The organism is Streptomyces sp. 150FB (assembly GCF_000818195.1).
Taxonomy (GTDB): domain Bacteria; phylum Actinomycetota; class Actinomycetes; order Streptomycetales; family Streptomycetaceae; genus Streptomyces.
Genome location: NZ_JTHL01000001.1, coordinates 5,360,434 through 5,381,816, shown reverse-complemented (window position 1 = coordinate 5,381,816; position 21,383 = coordinate 5,360,434). Strand labels below are relative to the sequence as shown.

Below are 21,383 nucleotides of genomic sequence, written 5' to 3'. Positions count from 1 at the left end.
GCCGCTGCCGTGGCCCCGGCGGAGTTCGCCGCGTGCTTGCCGTGCGGCTCCTCGGTCTCCACGGCGCGCTCGGCCATGTCACGCTCGCGGGCCGCCTCGACGGTGCGCCGCACCTGCTGGGCCACGGCGTTGCGGGTGAGGTCGTCCAGGGCGCGCGCCGCCCGGGCGTACGCGGTGTCCGTGGGCGTACTTCCGGCGGGCAGCGCCCTCGGCTCGGCGGCGGCTTCGAGCGCGAGCTGACGCCTGCCCTCCAGCGCGCTGGCGCGCTCGGTCTCCGCCGTGGCGTAACGCCGGAGCAGCGCCGCGTGTTCGCCCCGGAGTCCGGCCAACTCGATGCGCTTGGCGCGGAGTTTGGCGTCGAGCTTGAGGCGCAACTCGCGCGACTCCTCGACGTCAGCCTCCAGCTCGGCCACCCGCTCCTCGGTCTGCCAGCGGTCGCTCTCCCTGCCGCGCGTGAGGTCGGCGACGCGACGGCCGGCGTCGCGGTCCCAGTGCCGCATGAAAGCGGCACCGGTGATCGCGACGGCCGCGGTGGCCGCGATCAGACCTCGGAGCACCACCGGATCCGCGAACAGCCAGGCACCGGCGGCGCAAAGAACGGCACCTCCGGCGACCGCCGACGGCGGCAGAATCTTGTGGAGGGGTGGCGAATGGCGGTGGCGTCCACGTGGCATGGCCCGAAATTTACCGCGCGTGGAGGGTGAATGGGGTACCGGTCGGACAATCTTTCCCGGCCTGTTGCCGATTCAGTTGCCGTTCCGCTACCCAACTCCGGGCATTCCTCCGCTCACCGCCGCCGTTTACGCCATCGCCTCCCCGTCACCCGCTACTTCTTGACCAGACCTTTGGACTGCAGGTACTCCTTCGCCACATCGGCGGGCTTGGCGCGGTCGGCGTCCACCTTGAGGTTCAGCTTCGCGAGATCGTCCGTCGTCAGCACATCGGTGAGCTTGTTGAGAGCGGCGGCGATCTCCGGTGAACCGGCGTCCTTCGAGTTGACGACGGGCAGCAGATTGTCGGCGTTCTGGAGCTTCTTGTCGTCCTGGAGCACCAGGAGGCCGTAGCTGGGGAGCGTGCCGTCGGTGGTGGTGGACAGGACCAACTGGTCCACGCCGTCCTTGACCGCCTGCTTGGACTGCGGGGTGCCCACACCCTTGGGGTCGAGGCCCGCCACATCGATGCCGTACGTCTTCTTCAGACCGGGCACGCAGAACGGCCGTACGGCGCACTCGTCGCCCGCGGCCAGCTTCACCTTGATCTTCGACTTTCCGAGGTCGGAAAGGGTGGTGAGCTTGTTCTTCGCCGCGAATTCCTTGGTGACGGCGAAGGCATTCTGGTCGACGGCCTTGCCGGCGGGCAGCACCGTGAGGCCGCGCGGTTCGGCGAGCTTCTTCAACTCACCCACGGTCGCGGCGACATCGGCTGAGGCGAGCGGCTTCTTCAGCGCCTTGGCCGAGCCGTTCACCTTGGCGTTGAGGAATTCCGTGAGGGTCGCCGCGTATTCGGGGACGACGTCGATGTCGCCCTTCTCCAGCGCGGGTTCATACAGCTCACGGTTCTCCACCGTGGTGACGGATGTGGAGTATCCGGCTCCGCCGAGTATCTGGGCGTACAGCTCGGCCAGCACCTTGGACTCGGTGAATCCGGCGGCGCCCACGACGAGTGAGCCCTTCTTGCCCGAGCCGGCGCTCGACCCCGAGGAGTCGGTCTTGCTCTTCTCCAGGCTGTCTCCGCCGCAGGCGGTGAGCGACCCTGCCAGGGCCACCACGCCGAGTACCGCTCCCGCGATGTGCGAGGTCTTTCTCATGATGTTTCGCTCCAAGAGGCCTGAGTAGGTCGGTCGTTCACACGGTCTTGCGGGACACGGTCCGGCCGGACGCGGCCCCGCCTGCGGGGGGTGTGGCGGGAGAGGCGGCGGAGGCGGCCGCCGCCGGGGTCGCCGCCGGGTCGATCAGCTTGTCCAGCACCACCAGCGCACCTTCGACGAGCAGCGCGAGCACGGCCACCAGGACGGCGCCGGCGACCACCTGGGGCGTGTTGGAGGTGTTGAAGCCGGCGGTGATGATCCGGCCGAGACCTCCCTGGCCCACCATCGCCGCGATGGTGGCGGTGGCCACCACCTGGACGGCGGCGGACCTGAGGCCGGCCATGATCATGGAGTACGCGAGGGGCAGCTCGACCCGTACGAAGAGCTGGCCGCCCGACATGCCCATCCCTCTGGCCGCCTCCACGACCGAGCCGTCCACCTCGCGCATGCCGACGTACGTGTTGGTCAGCAGCGGCGGCACGGCGAAGAGCACCAGCGCGATGATCGTCGGCACCGAGCCCGCGTTGCGCAGCGGCGAGATCATGAACAGCGCCAGTACGGCGAAGACGGGGACCGCCCTGCCCACGTTGGAGATGTTGATCGCGAGGGTCCCGCCCTTGCCCAGGTGCCCGAGGTAGAGCCCGATCGGCAGGGCAATCGCGCAGGCCAGCAGCAGCGAGATCCCGCTGACGACGACATGCTCGCCGAGGCGGCTCCACACACCGCTGTCGCCCTGCCAGTTGGAACCGGTGGCCAGCCAGGTCCAGGCTTCTCCGAGAACGCCCATGGATCAGCTCACCGCCTTCGCCGCGCGTATGCGTGTCCAGGGGGTCAGCAGCCGCTGCACTCCGAGGAGCAGCAGGTCGGCGACGACCGCCAGCAGCACACAGAGCACGGACGCCGTGAGCACCTGCGCCTTGAACAAGGTCGGTACCGCCTCGGATATGAGATTGCCGAGCCCGCCACGGCCCACGATCGATCCGACGGTGGTCAGCGCGACGGTCGAAACGGTGACGATACGAAGGCCCGCCATCAGCGCGGGCAGTGCGAGCGGCAGCTCGACCTCCCACAGCAACCGGCCCGACCCGTATCCCATTCCGCGCGCCGCTTCCCTCGCCTCTTCCGGTACGGAATCGAGACCGACCATGATGTTCCGCACGAGAATCGTCAGCGAATACAGCACGAGACCGGTGATCACCAGGCCGGCGGAGAGTCCGAAGAACGGCAGGAGCAGTGAGAACATCGCCAGCGAGGGAATGGTGTAGAGCAGGGTCGTCAGGCCGAGGACGGGGGCCGCGAAGGCGGGCCTGCCCCGGGCCAGCAGCGCCAGCGGAAAGGCCACCAGCAGGCCTATGACGACCGACACAGCGGTGATCCAGACATGCTGGACCGTGGCGTCGATCAACTCCCCGCTACGAGAGCGGAGATATTCGCCGCAGATCCAGTCGTTCGCCGCCAGGCATCCTTGTGTGCTCATCCACCCTCGCCTCCCCTGTCTTCCGGAACGCATGCGACACGCAGGGTGTCACTTATGTCTGGCGACCCTATCCCCGACCACTGACACTCGCGGAAGCCCGCCACATTCCAGCAACATTGCCTTCACACATCACCGCCCACAATGAGGAATCATGATCCGATTCGAGAACGTCACCAAGCGGTACCCGGACGGCACCACCGCCGTCGACGACCTCTCCTTCGAGGTCTCCGAGGGCGAACTGGTCACGCTCGTCGGACCTTCGGGCTGCGGCAAGACCACCACCATGAAGATGGTCAACCGCCTCATCGAGCCCACCGAAGGGCGGATATTCCTGGACGGGGACGACATATCGGCCATCGATCCGGTGCAACTCCGCCGCCGTATCGGCTATGTCATCCAGCAGGTCGGCCTCTTCCCGCACAAGACGATCCTGGAGAACACGGCGACCGTCCCCCACCTCCTCGGCTGGGGACGCGCCAAGGGCCGCGCCCGCGCCGCCGAACTCCTCGACCTGGTGGGCCTCGACCCGTCCGTCTACGGCGACCGCTACCCCGAGCAGCTCTCCGGCGGCCAGCGGCAGCGGGTCGGTGTGGCCAGGGCGCTGGCGGCCGATCCGCCGGTCCTGCTGATGGACGAGCCGTTCGGCGCGGTCGACCCCGTCGTACGCGACCATCTCCAGAGCGAGTTCCTCAGGCTCCAGGCCGCCGTCCGCAAGACTGTGCTCTTCGTCACGCACGACATCGAGGAGGCCGTCCGCCTCGGCGACCGTATCGCCGTCTACGGCCAGGGCAGGATCGAGCAGTTCGACGCCCCAGCCGCCGTGCTCGGCACCCCAGCCACCCCCTACGTCGCCGACTTCGTGGGCGCCGACCGGGGCCTCAAGCGCCTCTCCGTCACCCCGATCGAGGAAGGGGACCTGGAGCAGCCGCCGGTCGTGCACCTCGACGACCCGCTGAGGAGCGCCGCGGCGAAGCTCGCGAAGGAGGGCGCCCGCTGGGCCGTCGTCCTGGACTCCGACGACAACCTGCACGGCTGGATCTCCACCGAGCAGACCTCGGAGTCGGGCACCGTACGCGAGCACGCCCGCCGTATGGAGGCGTGGCTGCCGGTCGGCGGCTCCCTCAAGCAGGCGTTCGCCACCATGCTCCAGCACGACGCGGGCTGGATCGCCGTCATCGACAAGGACTCGGCCGGACGGTTCCTCGGCGTCCTCACCCCGGCCCGGCTGCACGAGGCGCTGCGCCGCTCGATCGACGCGGACGCGCAGGCCGTACCCCGTACCGAAGTGGAGTTGGAGACCGTCAACCAGTTCATCGGCCGCTGACGGCGAGCCTGCCGCTCAGCCACTCCAGGGCCGCCGGGATCTCCCGGCGCCAGGTGTTGAAGTTGTGCCCGCCGCTGTCGAGGATGATCGAGGAGACGCGTGCGGGCGCCCTGACCTTGGCGATGAACGCCCGCGTCGCCCCGAGGTTGTCCTCGCCCTCCTTCGAGCTGGTGACCAGGAACGACGTCTTCGGCGCCGGCCCGTGGTCCAGGCTCCACAGCAGGTCGGAGCGGTCGCGCAGCCGCGTGTCGCCGTGGAAGAGATCGCCGGTCGTCGGATCGTCGGCGGCCTTGTAGTACGCGGAGAGGCCCGCGCCCGCCGCGTACCGGTCCGGATGGTGCAACGCGATCTTCAGCGCGCAGTAGCCGCCGGTCGAGTCGCCGATGAAGCCCCAGCTCCGCGCCCCGGCCCCGACCCGGTACGTCCCGCCGACCGCGTTCGGCACGTCCTCGGCGAAGAAGGTCTCGGTCCGCGGACCGCCCGGCACGTCCACGCACTCGGTGTCGCGCGGCGGCGCCACGGTGGGCCGCAGCATCACCAGGATCATCGGCCGCGCCCGGCCCGCTCTGACCTGCCGCCAGGCGGTCCGGGGGAAGTCGAGACCGCTGACCAGGTTCTCGGCGGTGCCCGGATAGCCCGTCAGGACCACGGCGGCCGGGAACGTACGGTGCGCGTACCGCGGCTGGAAGTACTCGGGCGGCAGGTACACGTACGCCGGGCTGTCGATGCCCGACCTCGGCCCCGCGATCACCACCTTCTCGATCCGGCCGCTCGCCGAGGGGCCGGTGCCTGCCGGCACCGAGGTGCGCCGGGTGCTGACGACCGTGACGCTCCCGGTGTCCGACGCGTGGTCGACGACGACCCCCGGATCCTGCTGCCGGCCGAAGAGGTCCGCCCACGAGCCGTAGAACAGGAACGAGTCGTTCGCCGCGAGGCCGACGGCGGCGAAGAGCGCGAGCTGCGTCGCGAACAGCAGGCCGACGCGCCCGAGTACGGGGCGCACGCCGCGCCGCGCCAGCCTCGGCCACACCCAGACGGTGACCGCGAACAGCAGCACGGCCGCCAGAACAGCCAGAAGGAGAACTTTGCGGCTGGTGAGCCCCATGGTGACGGCTACTTCCCTTCCCTGATCCCCGAGTCCCTGATCCCCGAGATTTTTCTTCGCTCCGATGAACCCGCGTCCCGCCTGAGCCGTCCTAGAGATCGCACCTGTCGGAGTCACGTACACGTGTACCGCAGGGCAAACAACCTCTCGCAAACCCATGGGAAGCGATATCTGTGACGCTAGATGGGGACAATTCACGATTGGTTCCTGATCGGGCGCCCGGGCGTCGGCGGATACGGGACAGCCGTGGCCTACGGCTGACGCGCCGCCTGCTCCGCGGCCCCCGGTCCGAGTCCGTCCCCTCCCTCACCGGCGCGGCCTGCACCTTCCTGGGGCTGATCGATATCGCGGCCGGAGTCTTCCCGAGATTCCGGCACAGCCGGATACACGCCGTCGCCGAAGTGCTGCCGGGCACGCTCGGCTACTTCGCCGCTGCGCTGTCCCTGAGCGCGGGCGTTCTGCTGCTGCTCCTCGCCCATGGCCTGAGACGCCGCAAACGCCGCGCCTGGCGGGCCGCCGTGGTGCTGCTCCCGGCGGGCGCCGTGGCGCAGTTCGGCTACCGGCACTCGGTCATCGGCGCGCTGCTCTCGCTGCTGCTGCTGGCCGTCCTGGTGCGCTCGCGGGGCGAGTTCGCCGCGCTGCCCGACCCGCGCAGCCGCTGGAGGGCGCTGGCGAACTTCGTCGTGATGGGCGCGGGATCCATCGGCCTCGGTCTGGTCGTCGTCAGCGCCCACCCGCGCCGGACGGTCGGCGACCCGGGGCTGTCCGACCGGCTGGAACACGTGCTGTACGGCCTGGTCGGCAGCGAGGGTCCGGTCAACTATGTGGGCTCGGCCGGCAACACCGTCGACTACTCGCTCGGCACCCTCGGCCTGCTCACCGCCCTCACCACGGCCTATCTGGCGTTCCGCCCGGAACACCCGGTGGCCCGCCTCACCGAGGACGACGAACGGAAGCTGCGCGCCCTGCTCGTACGGCACGGCCGGCGCGACTCCCTCGGCCATTTCGCGCTCCGCCGCGACAAGGGCGTCGTGTTCTCGCCGAGCGGCAAGGCCGCCGTCTGCTACCGCGTCGTCAACGGGGTGATGCTCGCGAGCGGGGACCCCATCGGCGATGTGGAGGCGTGGCCGGGCGCGATCGAACGCTTCATGGACGAGGCCAAGGCCCACTCGTGGACCCCGGCGGTGATGGGGTGCAGCGAGACCGGCGGCGAGGTCTGGACGCGCGAGACCGGCCTCGACGCGCTGGAGATCGGCGACGAGGCGGTGGTGGACGTGCCGGATTTCTCCCTCGGCGGGCGCGCCATGCGGAACGTACGCCAGATGGTGACGCGCATCGAGCGGGCGGGCTACGAAACCCGCGTACGGCGCGTCCGTGACCTCTCCGAGGCCGAACTCGACCGCGTACGCGGGGCCGCCGACGACTGGCGCGGTACGGAGACGGAGCGCGGCTTCTCCATGGCGCTCGGCAGGATCGGCGACCCGGAGGACGGTGACTCGGTGATCGCGACGGCGCACCGGCGGCAGGCACCGGACGCGGCGGGCTGCCCGGACGGTACGGGTGAAGCGCCCGACCCGCACGGAGCGCCCCGCCCCTCCGGACCGTACGGCGACCTGAAGGCCGTCCTGCACTTCGTCCCGTGGGGCCCCGACGGCATCTCCCTCGACCTGATGCGCCGCGACCGCACCGCCGACCCGGGCATGAACGAGCTGCTGATCGTCGCCGCGCTGCGGGCCGCCCCCGACCTGGGTGTGCGGCGCGTCTCGCTCAACTTCGCGATGTTCCGCTCGGCGCTCGCGCGCGGCGAGCGGCTGGGCGCGGGGCCGGTCCTGCGGATGTGGCGGGGGCTGCTGGTGTTCCTGTCCCGGTGGTTCCAGATCGAGTCGCTGTACCGCTTCAACGCCAAGTTCAGACCGCGCTGGGAGCCGCGCTACGTGGTCTTCCGCTCCACCCGCGACCTGCCCCGGATCGGTTTCGCGGCGATGCGCGCCGAGGGCTTCGTGACGGCGCGGCTGCCGCGCCCGCTGCGCCGCCCCGACCCGTCGCCGGCACCGCTTCAGCGCTCCCCCGCCGCCGTCCCGTGAGCCTGTGGCCCGTACGGCAGGCGAACCGTACGGGCCGCAGAGCGTCACGCGGTGTCAGGAGATGTGCGCTGTCAGGAGATGTGCGCTGTCAGGAGATGTGCGGGCGGGTGCCCGGCTCCTGGCGCGGCATCGACTGGTTCACGGGCGGCACCGACGGCTTCGGAAGCTGGCCGACCTCGTACTGGGCGAGGTTGTACGGGCCGGTGGTGCCGGGCAGCGAAGGCGCCTTCCTGCTGGCGTCGTTGAAGCGGAACGCCGACGTCAGGTCGCCCGTGTTGTTCCGGCGCCACTTGCTGATGTTGGGCTCCTTGACACCGGTGACGGCTTCGAGGAAGCGCAACTGCGAGGTGTGGTCGGAGACTTCGGAGCTGACCCAGCCGCCCACCGTCCACGGCGAGACGATGATCGAGGGCACCCGGAAGCCGAGGCCGACCGGGAGGCCCGCGCCGTCGACACCGGTCGGGGACGTCTTGGTGACGAACTCGCCGGCCGTGCCCGCCTTCGGGGTCGGCGGGACGACATGGTCGAACATGCCGTCGTTCTCGTCGTAGGACAGGATGAAGGCCGTCTTGGCCCACACCTCGGGGTTGGCGGCTATCGCGTCCACGACGCTGGACACGAACTGGGCACCGGCGGCGGGCAGGTTGGCCGGGTGCTCGTCGAAGCCGCTGGGAGGCATGATCCAGCTCACGGTGGGGAGTTGGTCGTTCATCGCGTCGTACTGGAACTGACCGATCGGCGACGGCGCGATGGTCCGCTGGTACAGCTCCGAGTCGGGCGTCAGCGCCTGGTACTGCTTCATGTTCTGGATCGGCGCCAGCCCGGTCACGCTGCCGGGCTGGTGGTAGAACTTGAAGCTGACCCCGGCCTTGAGCAGCCGCTCGGGGTACGTCGTCCACGAGTACGTGCCCTTGGGGGCGTTGTTGTCGAGCGCGGGCCCGCCGGCCAGGCCGTCCGGGTCGATCGTGCCGGTGATCCACGTGTAGCGGTTGGGGTGCGTCGGACCCATCACGCCGCAGTGGTAGTTGTCCAGCAGCGTGAACGACTCGGCCAGCGCGAACTGGAACGGGATGTCCGCCCGGTTGTAATAGCCCATCGTGTACGGGCCGTTGGCCCCGTCGGCGGCGCGGTGCGCGGGCAGCCAGTTGTCCATCTTGCCGCCGTTCCACGCGGCGTGCTGCACCTCCCACGCGTGGCTCGTCGAGGGGATGGCCTGGGCGGAGGTGGTCTTGCTGTCCAGGTGGTACGGCAGCATGTAGCCCTGCGCACCGTCCGGGTCGGGCTGCTTGAAGACGGAGTCGCCGTTGGGCAGCTTCACGGCCTTCGGGTCGCTGAAGCCCCGTACACCGGAGAGCGTGCCGAAGTAGTGGTCGAAGCTGCGGTTCTCCTGCATCAGCAGGACCACATGCTTGATGTCCGAGAGCTTGCCGTTCCGCGCGGGACCCGCGGCGACGGCCTTACGGATGTTCTCGGGCAGCGCCATGTCGACAGCCGCGAGGGCTCCGACCGTGGCAGCGGAACCGAGAAGTCTGCGCCGGGTCAGCCCGGACCGGTCGTTGTTCGCTTCAGGGGTGGCGTTCATCAGTGTCCTTGTCTCATCGGCGGTCGGCCGATATCGGGGGGCGCGTGAACACTGGCGCCGGAAGTTGGTGATCACCTCCGTCCCGAATGGACATGGACTGAAATTCCCCTGAAGACATCGGTGTAATATGCAACGGTTTGCTGGGCGCCACCGGGCGTTGGGGCGGGCAGCCCCGGTCGGCCACATGCCGTACGAGTGAAAGTCCGTCAGCGCGTTCGCCGTTGAACGGCGCCCTCCGCGCCCACCGATCCCCGCACCCACCCGGCAACCGCCCGGCCCCGGCGCCGTACGCACCCCGTACAGGCGCCGTTTCCCGACCCCCGGGGCGGCGCGACACGGCCGCGCACCGGCATCAGCCGGAACGCCGATACCGGATAGCTCTTAGGGTGGGCGTATGAGTACGCGCGAACGGGGCACCGTCCACGGCCTGCCTGACTGGGACCGCTGCGCGGTCATGGGGGTCATCAATGTGACACCCGACTCCTTCTCCGACGGCGGCCGGTGGTTCGACACCACCGCCGCGGTCAAGCGCGGCCTCGATCTTGTGGCGGAGGGCGCCGACCTGGTCGACGTCGGCGGCGAATCGACCAGACCGGGAGCGTCCCGCGTCGACGAGGACGAGGAGCTCAGGCGCGTCGTACCGGTCGTACGGGGACTCGCGAGCGAGGGGGTCGCTGTGTCCGTGGACACGATGCGCGCCTCGGTCGCCGAGCAGGCCGTCGCCGTGGGCGCCGTACTCGTCAACGACGTCAGCGGCGGGCTCGCCGACCCCGCCATGGTCCCGGTCGTCGCCGCCTGCGACGTGCCCTTCGTGGTGATGCACTGGCGCGGCTTCAGCGAGGACATGAACAGCCGCGCCGTCTACGCGGATGTCGTCGCCGAGGTGGTCGCCGAGCTGCGCGCACGGATGGACGCGGTGGTCGCCGGCGGTATCAGCCCCGAGCGCCTGATCATCGATCCGGGCCTCGGCTTCGCCAAACAGGCCGGGCACGACCTCGACCTCCTCGCCCGCCAGACCGAGCTGCGCGCGCTGGGCCGCCCGCTGCTCATCGCCGCCTCCCGCAAGCGGTTCCTCGGCCACATCCTGGCCGCCGAGGGCTCCCCGCCGCCCGCCCGCGAACGCGACGCGGCCACGGCCGCGGTCTCCGCGATCGCGGCACTCCAGGGCGCGTGGGCGGTCCGGGTCCACGAGGTACGGGCGACAGCCGACGCCGTACGCGTGGCACGCGCGGTCGAGGGGGCCGCCCTGTGAGCGAGGGGCGCAAGGCCGCGCGTACGGACAGCGAGCTGGTCGCGCAGGCCAACACGACGTTCTACGAGGCCATGGAGGAGGGCGATCTCGACACGCTCTCCGGGCTCTGGCTGGACGACCCCGAGGAGCGGGTCTCCTGCGTACACCCGGGGTGGCCGGTCCTCACGGGGCGTGGCGAGGTGCTGCGCTCGTACGCCCTGATCATGGCCAACACCGAGTACATCCAGTTCTTCCTGACCGATGTCGCGGTGTCCGTACGGGCCGACACCGCCGTGGTCACCTGCACGGAGAACATCCTCAGCGGCGGGCCCGCCGAGGAGAGCGGCGAGCTGGGGCCGCTGGTCGGGCAGCTCGTCGTCGCCACCAATGTGTTCAGCCGTACGTCCGAGGGCTGGAAGCTCTGGTCGCACCACGGTTCGCCGGTACTGGCCGAAACCGATGAGGAAGAGGACGAGGAACCCTCCGCCTGAGCGGGCCGGAGGCACCGATGGGTTGGCCCGCGCGCTCCGGGGTATGGGCGGCTACCTAGTCGTACGGTGCTCGCCCATGGCCCCACGGGTAAGTGCTGTCAGTGCCCGCAGGTAGATTCGAATCAGGGGACCGCACCGCCCGCACGCGGTGGGGCCTCCTGACGACCAACGACAGCAGGAGTGATTCGCGTGGATCGTGTCGCGCTGCGCGGCCTCAAGGCCCGTGGACACCATGGCGTCTTCCCCCGGGAGCGCGAGGAGGGCCAGACCTTCATCGTCGATCTGGTGCTCGGCCTCGACACCCGGGCGGCCGCGGCCGCCGACGACCTGGCGAAGACGGTGCACTACGGGATCGTGGCCGAGGAGGCCGTGGCGGTGGTCCAGGGCGAGCCGGTCGATCTGATCGAGACCCTGGCGGAGCGCATCGCCCAGCAGTGCCTGAAACACGACGGCGTCCAGGAGGTCGAGGTGGTCGTGCACAAACCCGACGCCCCGATCACCGTGCCCTTCGACGATGTGACCATCACCATCACCCGGAGCCGAGTATGAGTACGCCGCGAATGAACGCGCAGAGCGACCCGACGGTGCAGCCGGTCCCCGCCTCCGTGGTGGCGCAGGTCGACGCGGCGGATGTCACGCTGTCCAACCCCAAACGCGCCGTGATCGCCCTCGGCTCGAATCTGGGCAACCGCCTGGAGACGCTCCAGGGGGCGATCGACGCCCTGGAGGACACGCCGGGCCTGCGGGTCAAGGCGGTCTCCCCGGTGTACGAGACGGAGCCCTGGGGCGTCGAGGCGGGCTCGCAGCCGTCGTACTTCAACGCGGTGGTCGTGATCAAGACAACTCTGCCGCCGAGTTCCCTGCTGGAGCGCGGCCAGGCAATCGAAGAGGCGTTCGACCGCGTCCATGAGGAGCGCTGGGGTCCGCGCACCATAGACGTGGACATCCTGGCGTACGCGGACGTCGTCTCCGACGACCCGCTGCTCACCCTCCCGCACCCCCGCGCCCACCAGCGCGCCTTTGTCCTCGTGCCGTGGCACGACGTGGACCCGGAGGCCCGGGTGCCGGGGCGGGGCCCGGTGACCGACCTGCTGGCCGAGGTCGGTCTGGAGGGCGTGCGCCGGCGCGTCGACCTGGAACTCCGCCTGCCCGATTAGTCGTTAGGCTCAGTGGCCGTCCGTCCCGGACGGACGGCCGGCACGGACGGCCGGACAGCACGGACGGACAGCGGGTGGACCAGCGAGGCGAAGGGCGGCTTTTTAGGTGAAGCAGTTGCGGATCGGAGTCCTGTTCGGCCTGTTCGTGGTGGCCGGGGTGCTCTCCTGGGGCGGCGCCCGCCTCTGGGACTCGGTGGGCACCCTGCCGAGCGTGCCGCTGGCCGCCCCGATCGTGCTCGCGGTGATCGCCGCCGTCCTGCTGGCCACGGCGCTCTCGCTGCGCAGCCGGCTGCGCGCCCAGCGCGAGCGCCGCTCGGAGGCGAAGGGCGTGGACCCGCTGATGGCGGCCCGCGCGGTGGTCTTCGGCCAGGCCAGCGCCCTGGTGGCGGCCCTGGTCTCGGGCATGTACGGCGGCACGGGCGTCTACCTGCTCTCGTCCCTCGACGTCCCGGCCCGCCGCGACCAGGTGATCTACGCCGGCTTCGCGGTGGTGACGGGCATCGCGGTGATCGCGGCGGCGTTCTTCCTGGAGCGCGTCTGCAAACTCCCCGACGACTCGGACAAGAACCACCACAACGGCGGCGCCTCCCGCGCCTGACGGGCACGCTGGCGAACAGCGGGCGTTACAGCAGCGTGCCGCCCTCGACCTTCGCCTCGGACAGGGCCGCGTCCAGGCGGGTCGCTACCTCCTCGTCCAGCTTCACCCGCGCGGCCAGCAGGTTCTCCTCGATGTGGGCGGGGGTACGGCTGCCCGGGATCGGGACCGTGTGCTCGTCCTGGTGCAGCAGCCAGGCCAGGGCGAGTTGGGCCGGGGTGATGTCCAGCTCCGCGGCGATCGCGCGGATCGGGGCGTAACGGTCGTTGTTCGACTTGAGGTTGGCCGCGTCGAAGCGCGGTGCGTTGTGGCGGAAGTCGCCGTCCTCCAGCGCGTTGACCGTCCCGGTCAGGAAGCCGTTCCCGAGCGGCGACCACGGGACGATGCCCACGCCCAGCTCCCGGGCCGCCGCGAGGAGGCCGGGCTCGACGGGGCGCCACATCGACCACTCGACCTGTACGGCGGCCACCGGGTGCACCGCGTGCGCGGCGCGGAGTTGGGCGGCCGTCACGTTGGAGAGGCCGAGGTGGCGTACCGTACCCGCCTTGATCAGCTCGGCGACCGCGCCGACCGTGTCCGTGAACGGGACCCGCGGGTCGGGATAGTGCGGGTAGTACAGGTCGATACGGTCCGTGCCCAGCTCGCGCAGGGACGCCTCGGCGTAGCCGCGTACGTGTGCGGGGTCCGCGTTGACCGCCAGCTCCCCGAAGGCGTACCCGACGGGGAACGGATGGGGCTCGACGCCTTCCGGCAGCCGGAAGCCGAACTTCGTCGCGACCACGACCTCGTCGCGCCGGCCGCGCAGCGCCCGCCCGACGAGCCGCTCGTTGTGCCCGTCGACGCCATAGCCGTCGGACGTGTCGATGAAGGTGGCGCCGGCGTCGAGCGCGGCGCGCAGTGCGCGCTCGCCCCGGGCGTCGTCGACCTCCCCGTACACCCCCGGCGACAGCACCATGGCGCCGAACCCGAGGGCCGGCACGTCGAGACCTCCGAGGCTCCGGACAGGCAGCGGTCGCGCCTCGGACAACGCGGATGTGGCAGGCATATGAGTACTTCCCCCGGAAGCGAGCGGTGATCAGGAACGCTTCACAGTCTTCTCCGGGGGTGCTGGGAGCGTCCAATACCCGCTTCCATAACCAGCGGCTATGACCGGCGACTACGGCCGGCGGCCACGGGGATCAAGCCCGTCAGCGCGCCATGATCAGGCTCATCGCCTCGGACCGCGTCGCCGGATCCCGTAGCTGTCCCCGCACCGCCGACGTGATCGTCTTCGCACCCGGCTTCCGCACCCCGCGCATCGTCATGCACATGTGCTCGCACTCGATGACCACGATCACACCGCGCGGATCCAGTATCTCCATCACCGACTCGGCGATCTGCGTCGTCAGCCGCTCCTGGACCTGGGGGCGGCGGGCGTAGACATCCACCAGGCGGGCCAGCTTGGACAAGCCGGTGATCTTGCCGTTGGACGACGGGATGTAGCCGACGTGCGCCACGCCGTGGAAGGGGACGAGGTGATGTTCACAGGTGGAGAAGACTTCGATGTCCTTCACGAGGACCATCTCGTCGTGGCCGAGGTCGAAGGTCGTCGTCAGGACGTCCTCGGCGTTCTGCCAGAGGCCGGCAAATATCTCCTTGTACGCCCGGGCCACCCGCCCCGGCGTCTCCCGCAAGCCTTCCCGGTCCGGGTCCTCGCCGACCGCGATCAGCAGTTCCCGTACGGCGTTCTCGGCCCGCTTCTCGTCGAATTCACCGATCGGGCCCTCGCCGATCAGCGTCACCGGGTCCGTCATCTGTGCCTCGTTCCTGTGACTGTCCATCGAGCGCGCATACGAATGCCGCGCCCCCACAGGCTAAAACCTGGGGAACGCGGCATCCATTCCGGGATGGGCGGCCCGCCCGGACCGGCTACGGGCAGCCCACCGGATCAGCTCTCGGGGCGGTCCTCGGGGATCGCCTCGGTCGGCGTCTCACCGGTCGTCCCGGCGGTCAGACCGCCGTTGGTACCGGAGGCGCCGTTCGTCAGAGCCAGCTCTTTCGGGGAGAGCACCGGAGGCCTCGTCGAGGGGGTACGCCGCGACGAACCGGTCCACGCCGGGCGGGCCGGACGCTTCACGAGCGACGAGAAGACCTCGGCGATCTGCTCCTTGTTGAGTGTCTCCTTCTCGAGAAGCTGAAGCACCAGGTTGTCGAGAACGTCGCGGTTCTCGACGAGGATCTCCCAGGCCTCGTTGTGCGCTGTCTCGATGAGCTTCTTCACTTCTTCGTCGACCAGCGCGGCGACCTCTTCCGAGTAGTCGCGCTGGTGACCCATCTCACGGCCCACGAAGGGCTCGGTGTTGTCGCCACCGAACTTGATCGCGCCGAGCCGCTCGGTCATGCCGTACTGCGTGACCATGGCCCGGGCCGTCGCGCTCGCCTTCTCGATGTCGTTGGCCGCGCCGGTGGTCGGGTCGTGGAAGACCAGCTCCTCGGCAGCGCGCCCGCCCATCATGTAGGCAAGCTGGTCCAGCATCTCGTTGCGCGTCGTGGAGTACTTGTCCTCGTCGGGCAGGACCATGGTGTAACCCAGGGCCCGGCCGCGGGACAGGATGGTGATCTTGTGCACCGGGTCGGAGTTCGGAGATGCCGCCGCCACCAGGGCGTGGCCGCCCTCGTGATAGGCGGTGATCTTCTTTTCCTTCTCGGACATGATCCGGGTCCGCTTCTGCGGGCCCGCCACCACACGGTCGATCGCCTCGTCCAGCGCCTCGTTGTCGACGAGCTTCCTGTCGCCGCGCGCCGTGAGGAGCGCCGCTTCGTTCAGCACGTTCGCCAGGTCGGCGCCGGTGAAGCCGGGCGTACGACGGGCAACGGCGCCCAGGTCGACGTCCGGTGCGACCGGCTTCCCCTTCTGGTGGACCTTGAGGATCTCCAGACGGCCCTGCATGTCCGGGCGGTCGACCGCGATCTGGCGGTCGAAACGACCGGGACGCAGCAGCGCCGGGTCGAGGATGTCGGGCCGGTTCGTGGCGGCGATCAGAATGACGCCGCCCTTCACGTCGAAGCCGTCCATCTCGACAAGGAGCTGGTTCAGCGTCTGCTCGCGCTCGTCGTGTCCACCGCCGAGACCCGCACCACGGTGCCGGCCGACGGCGTCGATCTCGTCGACGAAGACGATCGCCGGGGCGTTCGCCTTGGCCTGCTCGAAGAGGTCACGTACCCGGGAGGCACCGACACCGACGAACATCTCGACGAAGTCGGAACCCGAGATCGAGTAGAACGGCACGCCGGCCTCACCGGCGACCGCACGGGCGAGCAGCGTCTTACCCGTACCGGGCGGGCCGTACAGCAGCACACCCTTCGGGATCTTGGCGCCGACCGCCTGGAACTTCGCCGGCTCCTGGAGGAACTCCTTGATCTCGTGGAGTTCCTCGACGGCCTCGTCGGACCCCGCCACATCGGCGAAGGTCGTCTTCGGGGTGTCCTTGGTGATGAGCTTGGCCTTGGACTTCCCGAACTGCATGACGCGGGAGCCGCCGCCCTGCATCTGGTTCATCAGGAACAGGAAGACCACGACGATCAGCACGAAGGGCAGCAGCGAGAACAGCACCGAAACGAACGGGCTCTGCTTCGACGGGGAAACCGTGTAGCCCTTGCTGATCTGCCCGGCGTCGAACTTGCCCTGCAACGACTTCTGCAGGTCCACGCCCTGGTTGCCGATGTAGCTGGCCTGGATCTTGTCGCTGCCCTTGACCTTCTGGCCGCTCTTGAGGTCGACCTTGATGATCTGTTCGTCACCAGTGGTCAGCTTTGCCTGAGTGACATGGTTCTGATTGATCGCCTGAACGACCTCGCCGGTGTCTACCGTCTTGTAGCCGCCCGAAGAGCCGACGACCTGCATCAACACGACCACGGCGAGGACGGCCAGCACAATCCACATGACCGGCCCACGGAAGTATCGCTTCACGTCCATCCATACGGAGCGAAGACGCTCCGTCCCTCCTGCCCGTAGGTAAATGCTGCTGTGAGAAAAAGACTGTTCTTCGGACGGTACCCCAGCATCGTCACCCGCGACCGCACGGGACTGGTGACAAACCCGTCTTCCCATGCTCCAACGGCGGGAGGGGTGCAGGGGTTCCCGGCCGGCTCAGCCGCCGTAGACGTGCGGGGCCAGTGTGCCGACAAAAGGCATGTTGCGGTACTTCTCCGAGTAATCCAGCCCGTATCCGACGACGAACTCATTTGGAATGTCGAAGCCGATCCACTTCACGTCGATCGCGACCTTTGCGGCATCCGGCTTACGCAGCAGAGTGCACACCTCCAGCGAGGCGGGCTCACGCGAACCGAGGTTCGACAGCAGCCAGGACAGCGTCAGGCCCGAGTCGATGATGTCCTCGACGATCAGGACGTGCTTGCCCTTGATGTCGGTGTCCAGGTCCTTGAGGATCCGGACGACACCGGAGGACTGGGTGCCGGCCCCGTACGAGGAGACCGCCATCCAGTCCATCGTCACGGGGGTGGACAGGGCACGCGCCAGGTCCGCCATCACCATCACGGCGCCCTTGAGCACCCCGACGAGAAGCAGGTCCTTGCCCGCGTACTCCGCATCGATCTTCGCGGCCAACTCGGCCAGTTTCGCGTCGATCTCTTCCTTGGTGATGAGCACCGACTGGAGGTCGGTGCCCAGGTCCTTGTCGTCCACCGCATCGCTTTCGTTGTCCGCCAGGGGTCCGGGGTTCGGCCCAGGAGACACAGCCGCAGCTCCTGGGACACGTCCCAGCACTTCAGCCCTGCCGGATGACCAGTCTGCCACCCTGCCGCCGGGCCTCGACGCGGCCGGGCAGGTTGATGCCTCCCTGCCCGCGCCAGCCCGTGATCAGCCGGTCCACCTCTTCGATGTGCCGGGCGAAGAGCGAGCCCGCGGGGGCGCCCGCGGTGATGACCGCCGTACGCAGCACCCGGCGCCGTACGGCGGACGGCAGCGCGTACAGCTTCGCGCACTCCAACTGCCCGGCGCCGTCCCGTACGGAGCTGTCCACCCGGGCGGCCCACGCGTCCAGGGCGTCGGCGTCGTCGCGGGAGAGCTGTGCCGTACGGGCCAGGGCCTCGACGACGCCCTTGCCGAGCGCCTTCTCCAGCGCGGGCAGGCCCTCGTGGCGCAGCCGTGAGCGGGTGTAGGCGGGGTCGGTGTTGTGCGGGTCGTCCCAGACGGGGATCGACTGGACCAGGCAGGCCTTGCGGGCGGTCTGCCGGTCGAGTTGGAGGAAGGGGCGGCGGTACCGGCCGGCCGCCCCCGAGACGGCCGCCATACCGGAGAGGGAGCGGGTGCCGGAACCGCGGGCCAGGCCCAGCAGTACGGTCTCCGCCTGGTCGTCGCGGGTGTGTCCGAGGAGGACGGCGGCGGCGCCGTGGCGCTCGGCCGCCGCGTCCAGCGCCGCGTAACGGGCGTCACGGGCGGCCGCTTCGGGGCCGCCGTCACGGCCGACGCTCACGGCGACCGCTTCGACGGGGCCGAGCAGCATGGCGTCGAGCCGGGAGACGACCTCGGCCGCGCGGAGTTCGGAACCGGTCTGGAGGCCGTGGTCGACGGTCACGGCACCGGCCCTGACGGAGAGTTTGGGGGCCTCGAAGGCGAGGGCTGAGGCGAGGGCCATGGAGTCGGCGCCGCCGGAGCAGGCGACGAGCACCAGGGGCTGTTCGCCCGTCGTGGTGCGGGAACCGCGGGAGTTGCGGGAAGGGCCGGAGCGGCCGGGAGCGTGCGCGGGCTGCGCGGAATGCGCGGGGTCGGCGGGGAGTTCGGTCAGGATGTCGTGGAGTACGCGGCGGACCGCCAGGCGTATCGCCGCGACCGCAGGATGGGGACCCATATCCGGTGCCCTTCGTGATGTTTTTCGGGGGGTGCCTCGGTCGGAGTGACAACCGGCTCAGTCACTGAGAGTGCGTCGATGGTGACAGAAGCGGGTCGTTCCCCGAGCATCGCACGCCTACCCATCACCCACGGTCCCTCGGATGGGTGATAACTGTGGCGTTCTTCTGCCATCGGGCGGAGTGGGTTCAGGAATCTGACTTACGGTGCACCCGCGCGACCCAATCCGCCGGTTTGGCGATCTCCGACTTGGTCGGAAGGGTGTTCGGAGAGGTCCACACGCGGTTGAAGCCGTCCATGCCGACCTCGTTGACCACCGCGCGTACGAACCGCTCCCCGTCGCGGTACTGGCGCAGCTTGGCGTCGAGCCCCAGGAGCTTGCGCAGCGCCACGTCCAGGCGACCGGCCCCACTGGCCCTGCGCTGCTGGAACTTCTCCCTGATCTCGCCGACGGACGGCACGACCTGCGGCCCGACACCGTCCATCACGTAGTCGGCGTGGCCTTCGAGGAGGGACATCACGGCGGTGAGCCTGCTGAGCACCTCGCGCTGGCCGGGGGTCTGCACGAGTTCGACGATGCTCCGGCTCTCGTCCTCCTGTTCGCCTTCGGGACGACTGCCGGTGAGCGACTGGGCGGCCTCCCGCAGGCGTTCGAGGATGGTCATCGGGTCGACGTCGGTCTCGTTCAGGAATGACTGGATCTCACCCTGAAGGTGGTCGCGCAGCCAGGGCACACCGGTGAACTGGGTGCGGTGCGTCTCCTCGTGGAGGGTGACCCAGAGCCTGAAGTCGTGCGGATCCACGTCGAGTTCCCGCTCGACATGGACGATGTTGGGCGCGACGAGGAGCAGCCTGCCGCCGCCGTTCTCGCCCGCCGGGAGGTCGCGGGCGGCGGGGGCGAAGGTCTCGTACTGGCCGAGGACCCTGGACGACAGGAACGACAGCAGCATGCCCAGCTCGACGCCGGTCACCTTGCCGCCGACCGCGCCGAAGACGGCGCCGCCGGGACTGGCGACGCGGCGTTCGTTCACCTTTTCGAGGAGGGGCTTCAGCAGCTCGCGGAACCCCGCGACGTTCGCCTTCACCCAGCCGGGCCGGTCGACGACCATGACCGGGGTGTCCGGTGGCTCATGTCCCTCGGGGATCATCTGCGTGTAGGCGCGCACATGCTCCTCGGCGGCCTTCGCGTGCCGTCGCAGTTCGGCGACGATCTCACGCGCCTCTTCGCGGCTCACTTCCGGACCCGGCCGCACAAGGCGGGTCGCGGTAGCCACCGCGAGATTCCAGTCGACCATCTCGGCACCACTGATGCTCGTCATGCGTCAACCGTACGTGCTCGGCCCCCGGTGCGGTGAGGTGTCGGTGGCCCGGTTCTTTCCCCGGGCCCTCCCCTGGGGTCCCTTCCCCCTTCTCCCCTAGGGGACGGGCAGCAGCGCGCCGGAGAGCCGGTCCAGGGCCTTCTGCGCCGGGTCGGGGGCCGGTGTGCCGCTCGCCATGAAGGCGAAGGCGAGCAGCCGCCCCCTGCCGTCGACGACCGTGCCCGCGAGGGTGTTAACCCCGGTGAGGGTGCCGGTCTTGGCCCGTACGAGCCCGGCGGCCGGTGCGGAATCCGCGTACCGGCTCTCCAGGGTGCCGGTGAATCCGGCGACGGGCAGCCCGGTGAGGATCGGGCGCAGCTCCGGGTGGTCCCGGTCGGCCGCCCGGGTGAGCAGGGAGGCGAGCAGCGAGGCGCTGGCCCTGTCCTGGCGGTTGAGTCCGCTGCCGTCGGCGAAGCGTGTGCCGGAGAGCGGCAGTTTCAGCTCGGTCAGCTCCTGGCGCACCGCCTGCCCGGCGCCCGCGAAGCTGACGGGCCGGTGCTCGGCCACGGCCGTCTGGCGGGCCAGCGACTCGGCGATGTCGTTGTCGCTCTCCGTCAGGGCGCGCTCGACCAGGTCGGAGAGGGGGGCGGAGTACGTCCTGGTCAGCGCCTTCGCGCTCTCCGCGGCCCGCTCGGGCCCCTGCGCGCCCGTGACCCGGATGCCCCGGTGGCGCAGCAGCCCGGCGAAGTCCTCCGTGGTGTCGCCCGCCGGGTCCCCGCTGCGCGGCGCCGGCCCGGAGGTGGAGTGGTCGAGCCGGCCCTCGTCGGTCATGAGCGCGACGACGGGGGCGATGTTGTCGTTGGGGCCGATGGGGTGCTCGCGGGGCCCGGTGTAGAGGGAGACGTCGTATCCGACGTGTACGGAGGTGACGTGGCGCCCGCGCAGGGCCTTGGCGGTGCTGTCGGCCAGGGCGGTGAGCCGCTTCGTGTCGAGGGTGGCGTCCCCGCCGCCGAGGAGGGTGAGCCGGCGCCCGTCGGGCGTCGCCAGGACGGTCGTGGCGATGCGGTGGTCGGGGCCGAGCGCGGAGAGCGCCGCGGTCATCGTCGCGAGCTTCACGGTGGAGGCGGGGGTCATCGGCCGGCCGGCGTCCCTGCCGTAGAGCTGCTTGCCGGTCGCGACGTCGATGACGGCCGCCGTACGGGCCTTGCCGAGCGCGGGGTCGTCCAGCAGCGGCCGCAGGACCTTCGAGAGGTCGGGGGCCGCGTTCGCCGGTGCGGCGGAGGAGGTGCCCGCTGTCGCGGACGCGTCGTGGTCCGAGGCGCCGTCCGACGCCCCGAGCGGGGCCAGCACCTCGGGCGCGCTGGGGGCGGGCGCGGGCGCCCGC

20 protein-coding genes are annotated in these 21,383 nt (G+C 70.0%); 7 read left to right on the top strand and 13 right to left on the bottom strand.

Features of this window, described 5'->3' with window-relative positions; all coding sequences use genetic code 11:
• The 4 genes from QR77_RS23185 to QR77_RS23170 all read right to left on the bottom strand — a co-directional run.
• The coding region (locus QR77_RS23185) for a hypothetical protein (protein WP_173476341.1) at positions 1-674 on the bottom strand (674 nt) is incomplete at its 3' end.
• A 152-nt stretch (positions 675-826) separates the two neighbouring features.
• Complete coding sequence (locus QR77_RS23180) at positions 827-1,807, bottom strand: ABC transporter substrate-binding protein (protein WP_040024060.1); 981 nt, start codon at positions 1,805-1,807, stop codon at positions 827-829.
• Positions 1,808-1,844: 37 nt separating this feature from the next.
• On the bottom strand, positions 1,845-2,594 hold the full coding sequence (locus tag QR77_RS23175; RefSeq protein WP_078877048.1) for an ABC transporter permease: 750 nt from the start codon (positions 2,592-2,594) through the stop codon (positions 1,845-1,847).
• A 3-nt stretch (positions 2,595-2,597) separates the two neighbouring features.
• On the bottom strand, positions 2,598-3,284 hold the full coding sequence (locus tag QR77_RS23170) for an ABC transporter permease (protein ID WP_040024057.1): 687 nt from the start codon (positions 3,282-3,284) through the stop codon (positions 2,598-2,600).
• 151 nt (positions 3,285-3,435) lie between these two features.
• Here QR77_RS23170 and QR77_RS23165 point away from each other — a divergent pair, with 151 nt between their 5' ends.
• The gene (locus QR77_RS23165) at positions 3,436-4,608 is read left to right on the top strand and encodes a betaine/proline/choline family ABC transporter ATP-binding protein (RefSeq protein WP_040024056.1); all 1,173 of its coding nucleotides are present in this window, start codon (positions 3,436-3,438) and stop codon (positions 4,606-4,608) included.
• On the opposite strand, the gene QR77_RS23160 is transcribed toward QR77_RS23165, so the two are convergent.
• The gene (locus QR77_RS23160) at positions 4,595-5,713 is read right to left on the bottom strand and encodes an alpha/beta hydrolase-fold protein (protein WP_040024055.1); all 1,119 of its coding nucleotides are present in this window, start codon (positions 5,711-5,713) and stop codon (positions 4,595-4,597) included. The genes QR77_RS23165 and QR77_RS23160 overlap by 14 nt on opposite strands.
• Before the next feature lie 167 nt (positions 5,714-5,880).
• Between QR77_RS23160 and QR77_RS23155 the strand changes: the two genes are divergently transcribed.
• On the top strand, positions 5,881-7,797 hold the full coding sequence (locus QR77_RS23155; protein WP_078877046.1) for a phosphatidylglycerol lysyltransferase domain-containing protein: 1,917 nt from the start codon (positions 5,881-5,883) through the stop codon (positions 7,795-7,797).
• Positions 7,798-7,885: 88 nt separating this feature from the next.
• On the opposite strand, the gene QR77_RS23150 is transcribed toward QR77_RS23155, so the two are convergent.
• The gene (locus QR77_RS23150; protein WP_040024050.1) at positions 7,886-9,379 is read right to left on the bottom strand and encodes an alkaline phosphatase family protein; all 1,494 of its coding nucleotides are present in this window, start codon (positions 9,377-9,379) and stop codon (positions 7,886-7,888) included.
• Positions 9,380-9,773: 394 nt separating this feature from the next.
• Between QR77_RS23150 and folP the strand changes: the two genes are divergently transcribed.
• The 5 genes from folP to QR77_RS23125 all read left to right on the top strand — a co-directional run bounded on the left by folP (position 9,774) and on the right by QR77_RS23125 (position 12,856).
• The gene (folP, locus tag QR77_RS23145) at positions 9,774-10,631 is read left to right on the top strand and encodes a dihydropteroate synthase (RefSeq protein ID WP_040024047.1); all 858 of its coding nucleotides are present in this window, start codon (positions 9,774-9,776) and stop codon (positions 10,629-10,631) included.
• Positions 10,628-11,101, top strand: coding sequence for a nuclear transport factor 2 family protein (locus tag QR77_RS23140; RefSeq protein ID WP_040024046.1), 474 nt, complete (start codon positions 10,628-10,630; stop codon positions 11,099-11,101). Before folP ends, QR77_RS23140 begins: the two co-directional genes overlap by 4 nt.
• A gap of 189 nt (positions 11,102-11,290) precedes the next feature.
• Positions 11,291-11,650 carry a dihydroneopterin aldolase gene (gene folB, locus QR77_RS23135; RefSeq protein ID WP_040024044.1) on the top strand — a complete coding sequence of 120 codons (360 nt, stop codon included), beginning with the start codon at positions 11,291-11,293 and terminating at the stop codon, positions 11,648-11,650.
• Positions 11,647-12,258: a 2-amino-4-hydroxy-6-hydroxymethyldihydropteridine diphosphokinase gene (gene folK, locus QR77_RS23130; RefSeq protein WP_040024039.1), complete on the top strand. Its 612-nt coding sequence runs from the start codon at positions 11,647-11,649 to the stop codon at positions 12,256-12,258. Before folB ends, folK begins: the two co-directional genes overlap by 4 nt.
• Before the next feature lie 106 nt (positions 12,259-12,364).
• A complete protein-coding gene (locus QR77_RS23125) occupies positions 12,365-12,856 on the top strand; it encodes a DUF3180 domain-containing protein (RefSeq protein ID WP_040024038.1) in 492 nt (163 codons plus the stop codon).
• Positions 12,857-12,881: 25 nt separating this feature from the next.
• Here the strand turns inward: QR77_RS23125 and QR77_RS23120 are convergent, their stop codons facing one another.
• From QR77_RS23120 to dacB, 7 genes are all read right to left on the bottom strand, one after another.
• The gene (locus QR77_RS23120; RefSeq protein WP_040024037.1) at positions 12,882-13,898 is read right to left on the bottom strand and encodes an aldo/keto reductase; all 1,017 of its coding nucleotides are present in this window, start codon (positions 13,896-13,898) and stop codon (positions 12,882-12,884) included.
• A 142-nt stretch (positions 13,899-14,040) separates the two neighbouring features.
• Positions 14,041-14,646, bottom strand: a complete 606-nt coding sequence (gene folE, locus QR77_RS23115) for a GTP cyclohydrolase I FolE (protein WP_040024036.1) — start codon at positions 14,644-14,646, stop codon at positions 14,041-14,043.
• A gap of 134 nt (positions 14,647-14,780) precedes the next feature.
• Positions 14,781-16,808, bottom strand: coding sequence for an ATP-dependent zinc metalloprotease FtsH (ftsH, locus tag QR77_RS23110; protein ID WP_040024035.1), 2,028 nt, complete (start codon positions 16,806-16,808; stop codon positions 14,781-14,783).
• Between the two features lie 174 nt (positions 16,809-16,982).
• The gene (gene hpt / locus QR77_RS23105) at positions 16,983-17,537 is read right to left on the bottom strand and encodes a hypoxanthine phosphoribosyltransferase (protein ID WP_040024034.1); all 555 of its coding nucleotides are present in this window, start codon (positions 17,535-17,537) and stop codon (positions 16,983-16,985) included.
• An 82-nt stretch (positions 17,538-17,619) separates the two neighbouring features.
• Positions 17,620-18,702: a tRNA lysidine(34) synthetase TilS gene (tilS, locus tag QR77_RS23100; protein ID WP_040024033.1), complete on the bottom strand. Its 1,083-nt coding sequence runs from the start codon at positions 18,700-18,702 to the stop codon at positions 17,620-17,622.
• Between the two features lie 187 nt (positions 18,703-18,889).
• On the bottom strand, positions 18,890-20,020 hold the full coding sequence (locus QR77_RS23095) for a zinc-dependent metalloprotease (protein WP_040024032.1): 1,131 nt from the start codon (positions 20,018-20,020) through the stop codon (positions 18,890-18,892).
• A gap of 96 nt (positions 20,021-20,116) precedes the next feature.
• On the bottom strand, positions 20,117-21,383 hold a 1,267-nt coding region (gene dacB, locus QR77_RS23090; protein WP_040024031.1), incomplete at its 5' end, for a D-alanyl-D-alanine carboxypeptidase/D-alanyl-D-alanine-endopeptidase.

Bases quoted from the DNA above. Each gene is read 5' to 3' on its own strand.
- QR77_RS23180 (WP_040024060.1), bottom strand. From the start codon at position 1,807: ATGAGAAAGACCTCGCACATCGCGGGAGCGGTACTCGGCGTGGTGGCC.
- QR77_RS23175 (WP_078877048.1), bottom strand. From the start codon at position 2,594: ATGGGCGTTCTCGGAGAAGCCTGGACCTGGCTGGCCACCGGTTCCAAC.
- QR77_RS23170 (WP_040024057.1), bottom strand. From the start codon at position 3,284: ATGAGCACACAAGGATGCCTGGCGGCGAACGACTGGATCTGCGGCGAA.
- QR77_RS23165 (WP_040024056.1), top strand. From the start codon at position 3,436: ATGATCCGATTCGAGAACGTCACCAAGCGGTACCCGGACGGCACCACC.
- QR77_RS23160 (WP_040024055.1), bottom strand. From the start codon at position 5,713: ATGGGGCTCACCAGCCGCAAAGTTCTCCTTCTGGCTGTTCTGGCGGCC.
- QR77_RS23150 (WP_040024050.1), bottom strand. From the start codon at position 9,379: ATGAACGCCACCCCTGAAGCGAACAACGACCGGTCCGGGCTGACCCGG.
- folP (WP_040024047.1), top strand. From the start codon at position 9,774: ATGAGTACGCGCGAACGGGGCACCGTCCACGGCCTGCCTGACTGGGAC.
- folK (WP_040024039.1), top strand. From the start codon at position 11,647: ATGAGTACGCCGCGAATGAACGCGCAGAGCGACCCGACGGTGCAGCCG.
- QR77_RS23120 (WP_040024037.1), bottom strand. From the start codon at position 13,898: ATGCCTGCCACATCCGCGTTGTCCGAGGCGCGACCGCTGCCTGTCCGG.
- folE (WP_040024036.1), bottom strand. From the start codon at position 14,646: ATGACGGACCCGGTGACGCTGATCGGCGAGGGCCCGATCGGTGAATTC.
- ftsH (WP_040024035.1), bottom strand. From the start codon at position 16,808: ATGGACGTGAAGCGATACTTCCGTGGGCCGGTCATGTGGATTGTGCTG.
- tilS (WP_040024033.1), bottom strand. From the start codon at position 18,702: ATGGGTCCCCATCCTGCGGTCGCGGCGATACGCCTGGCGGTCCGCCGC.
- QR77_RS23095 (WP_040024032.1), bottom strand. From the start codon at position 20,020: ATGACGAGCATCAGTGGTGCCGAGATGGTCGACTGGAATCTCGCGGTG.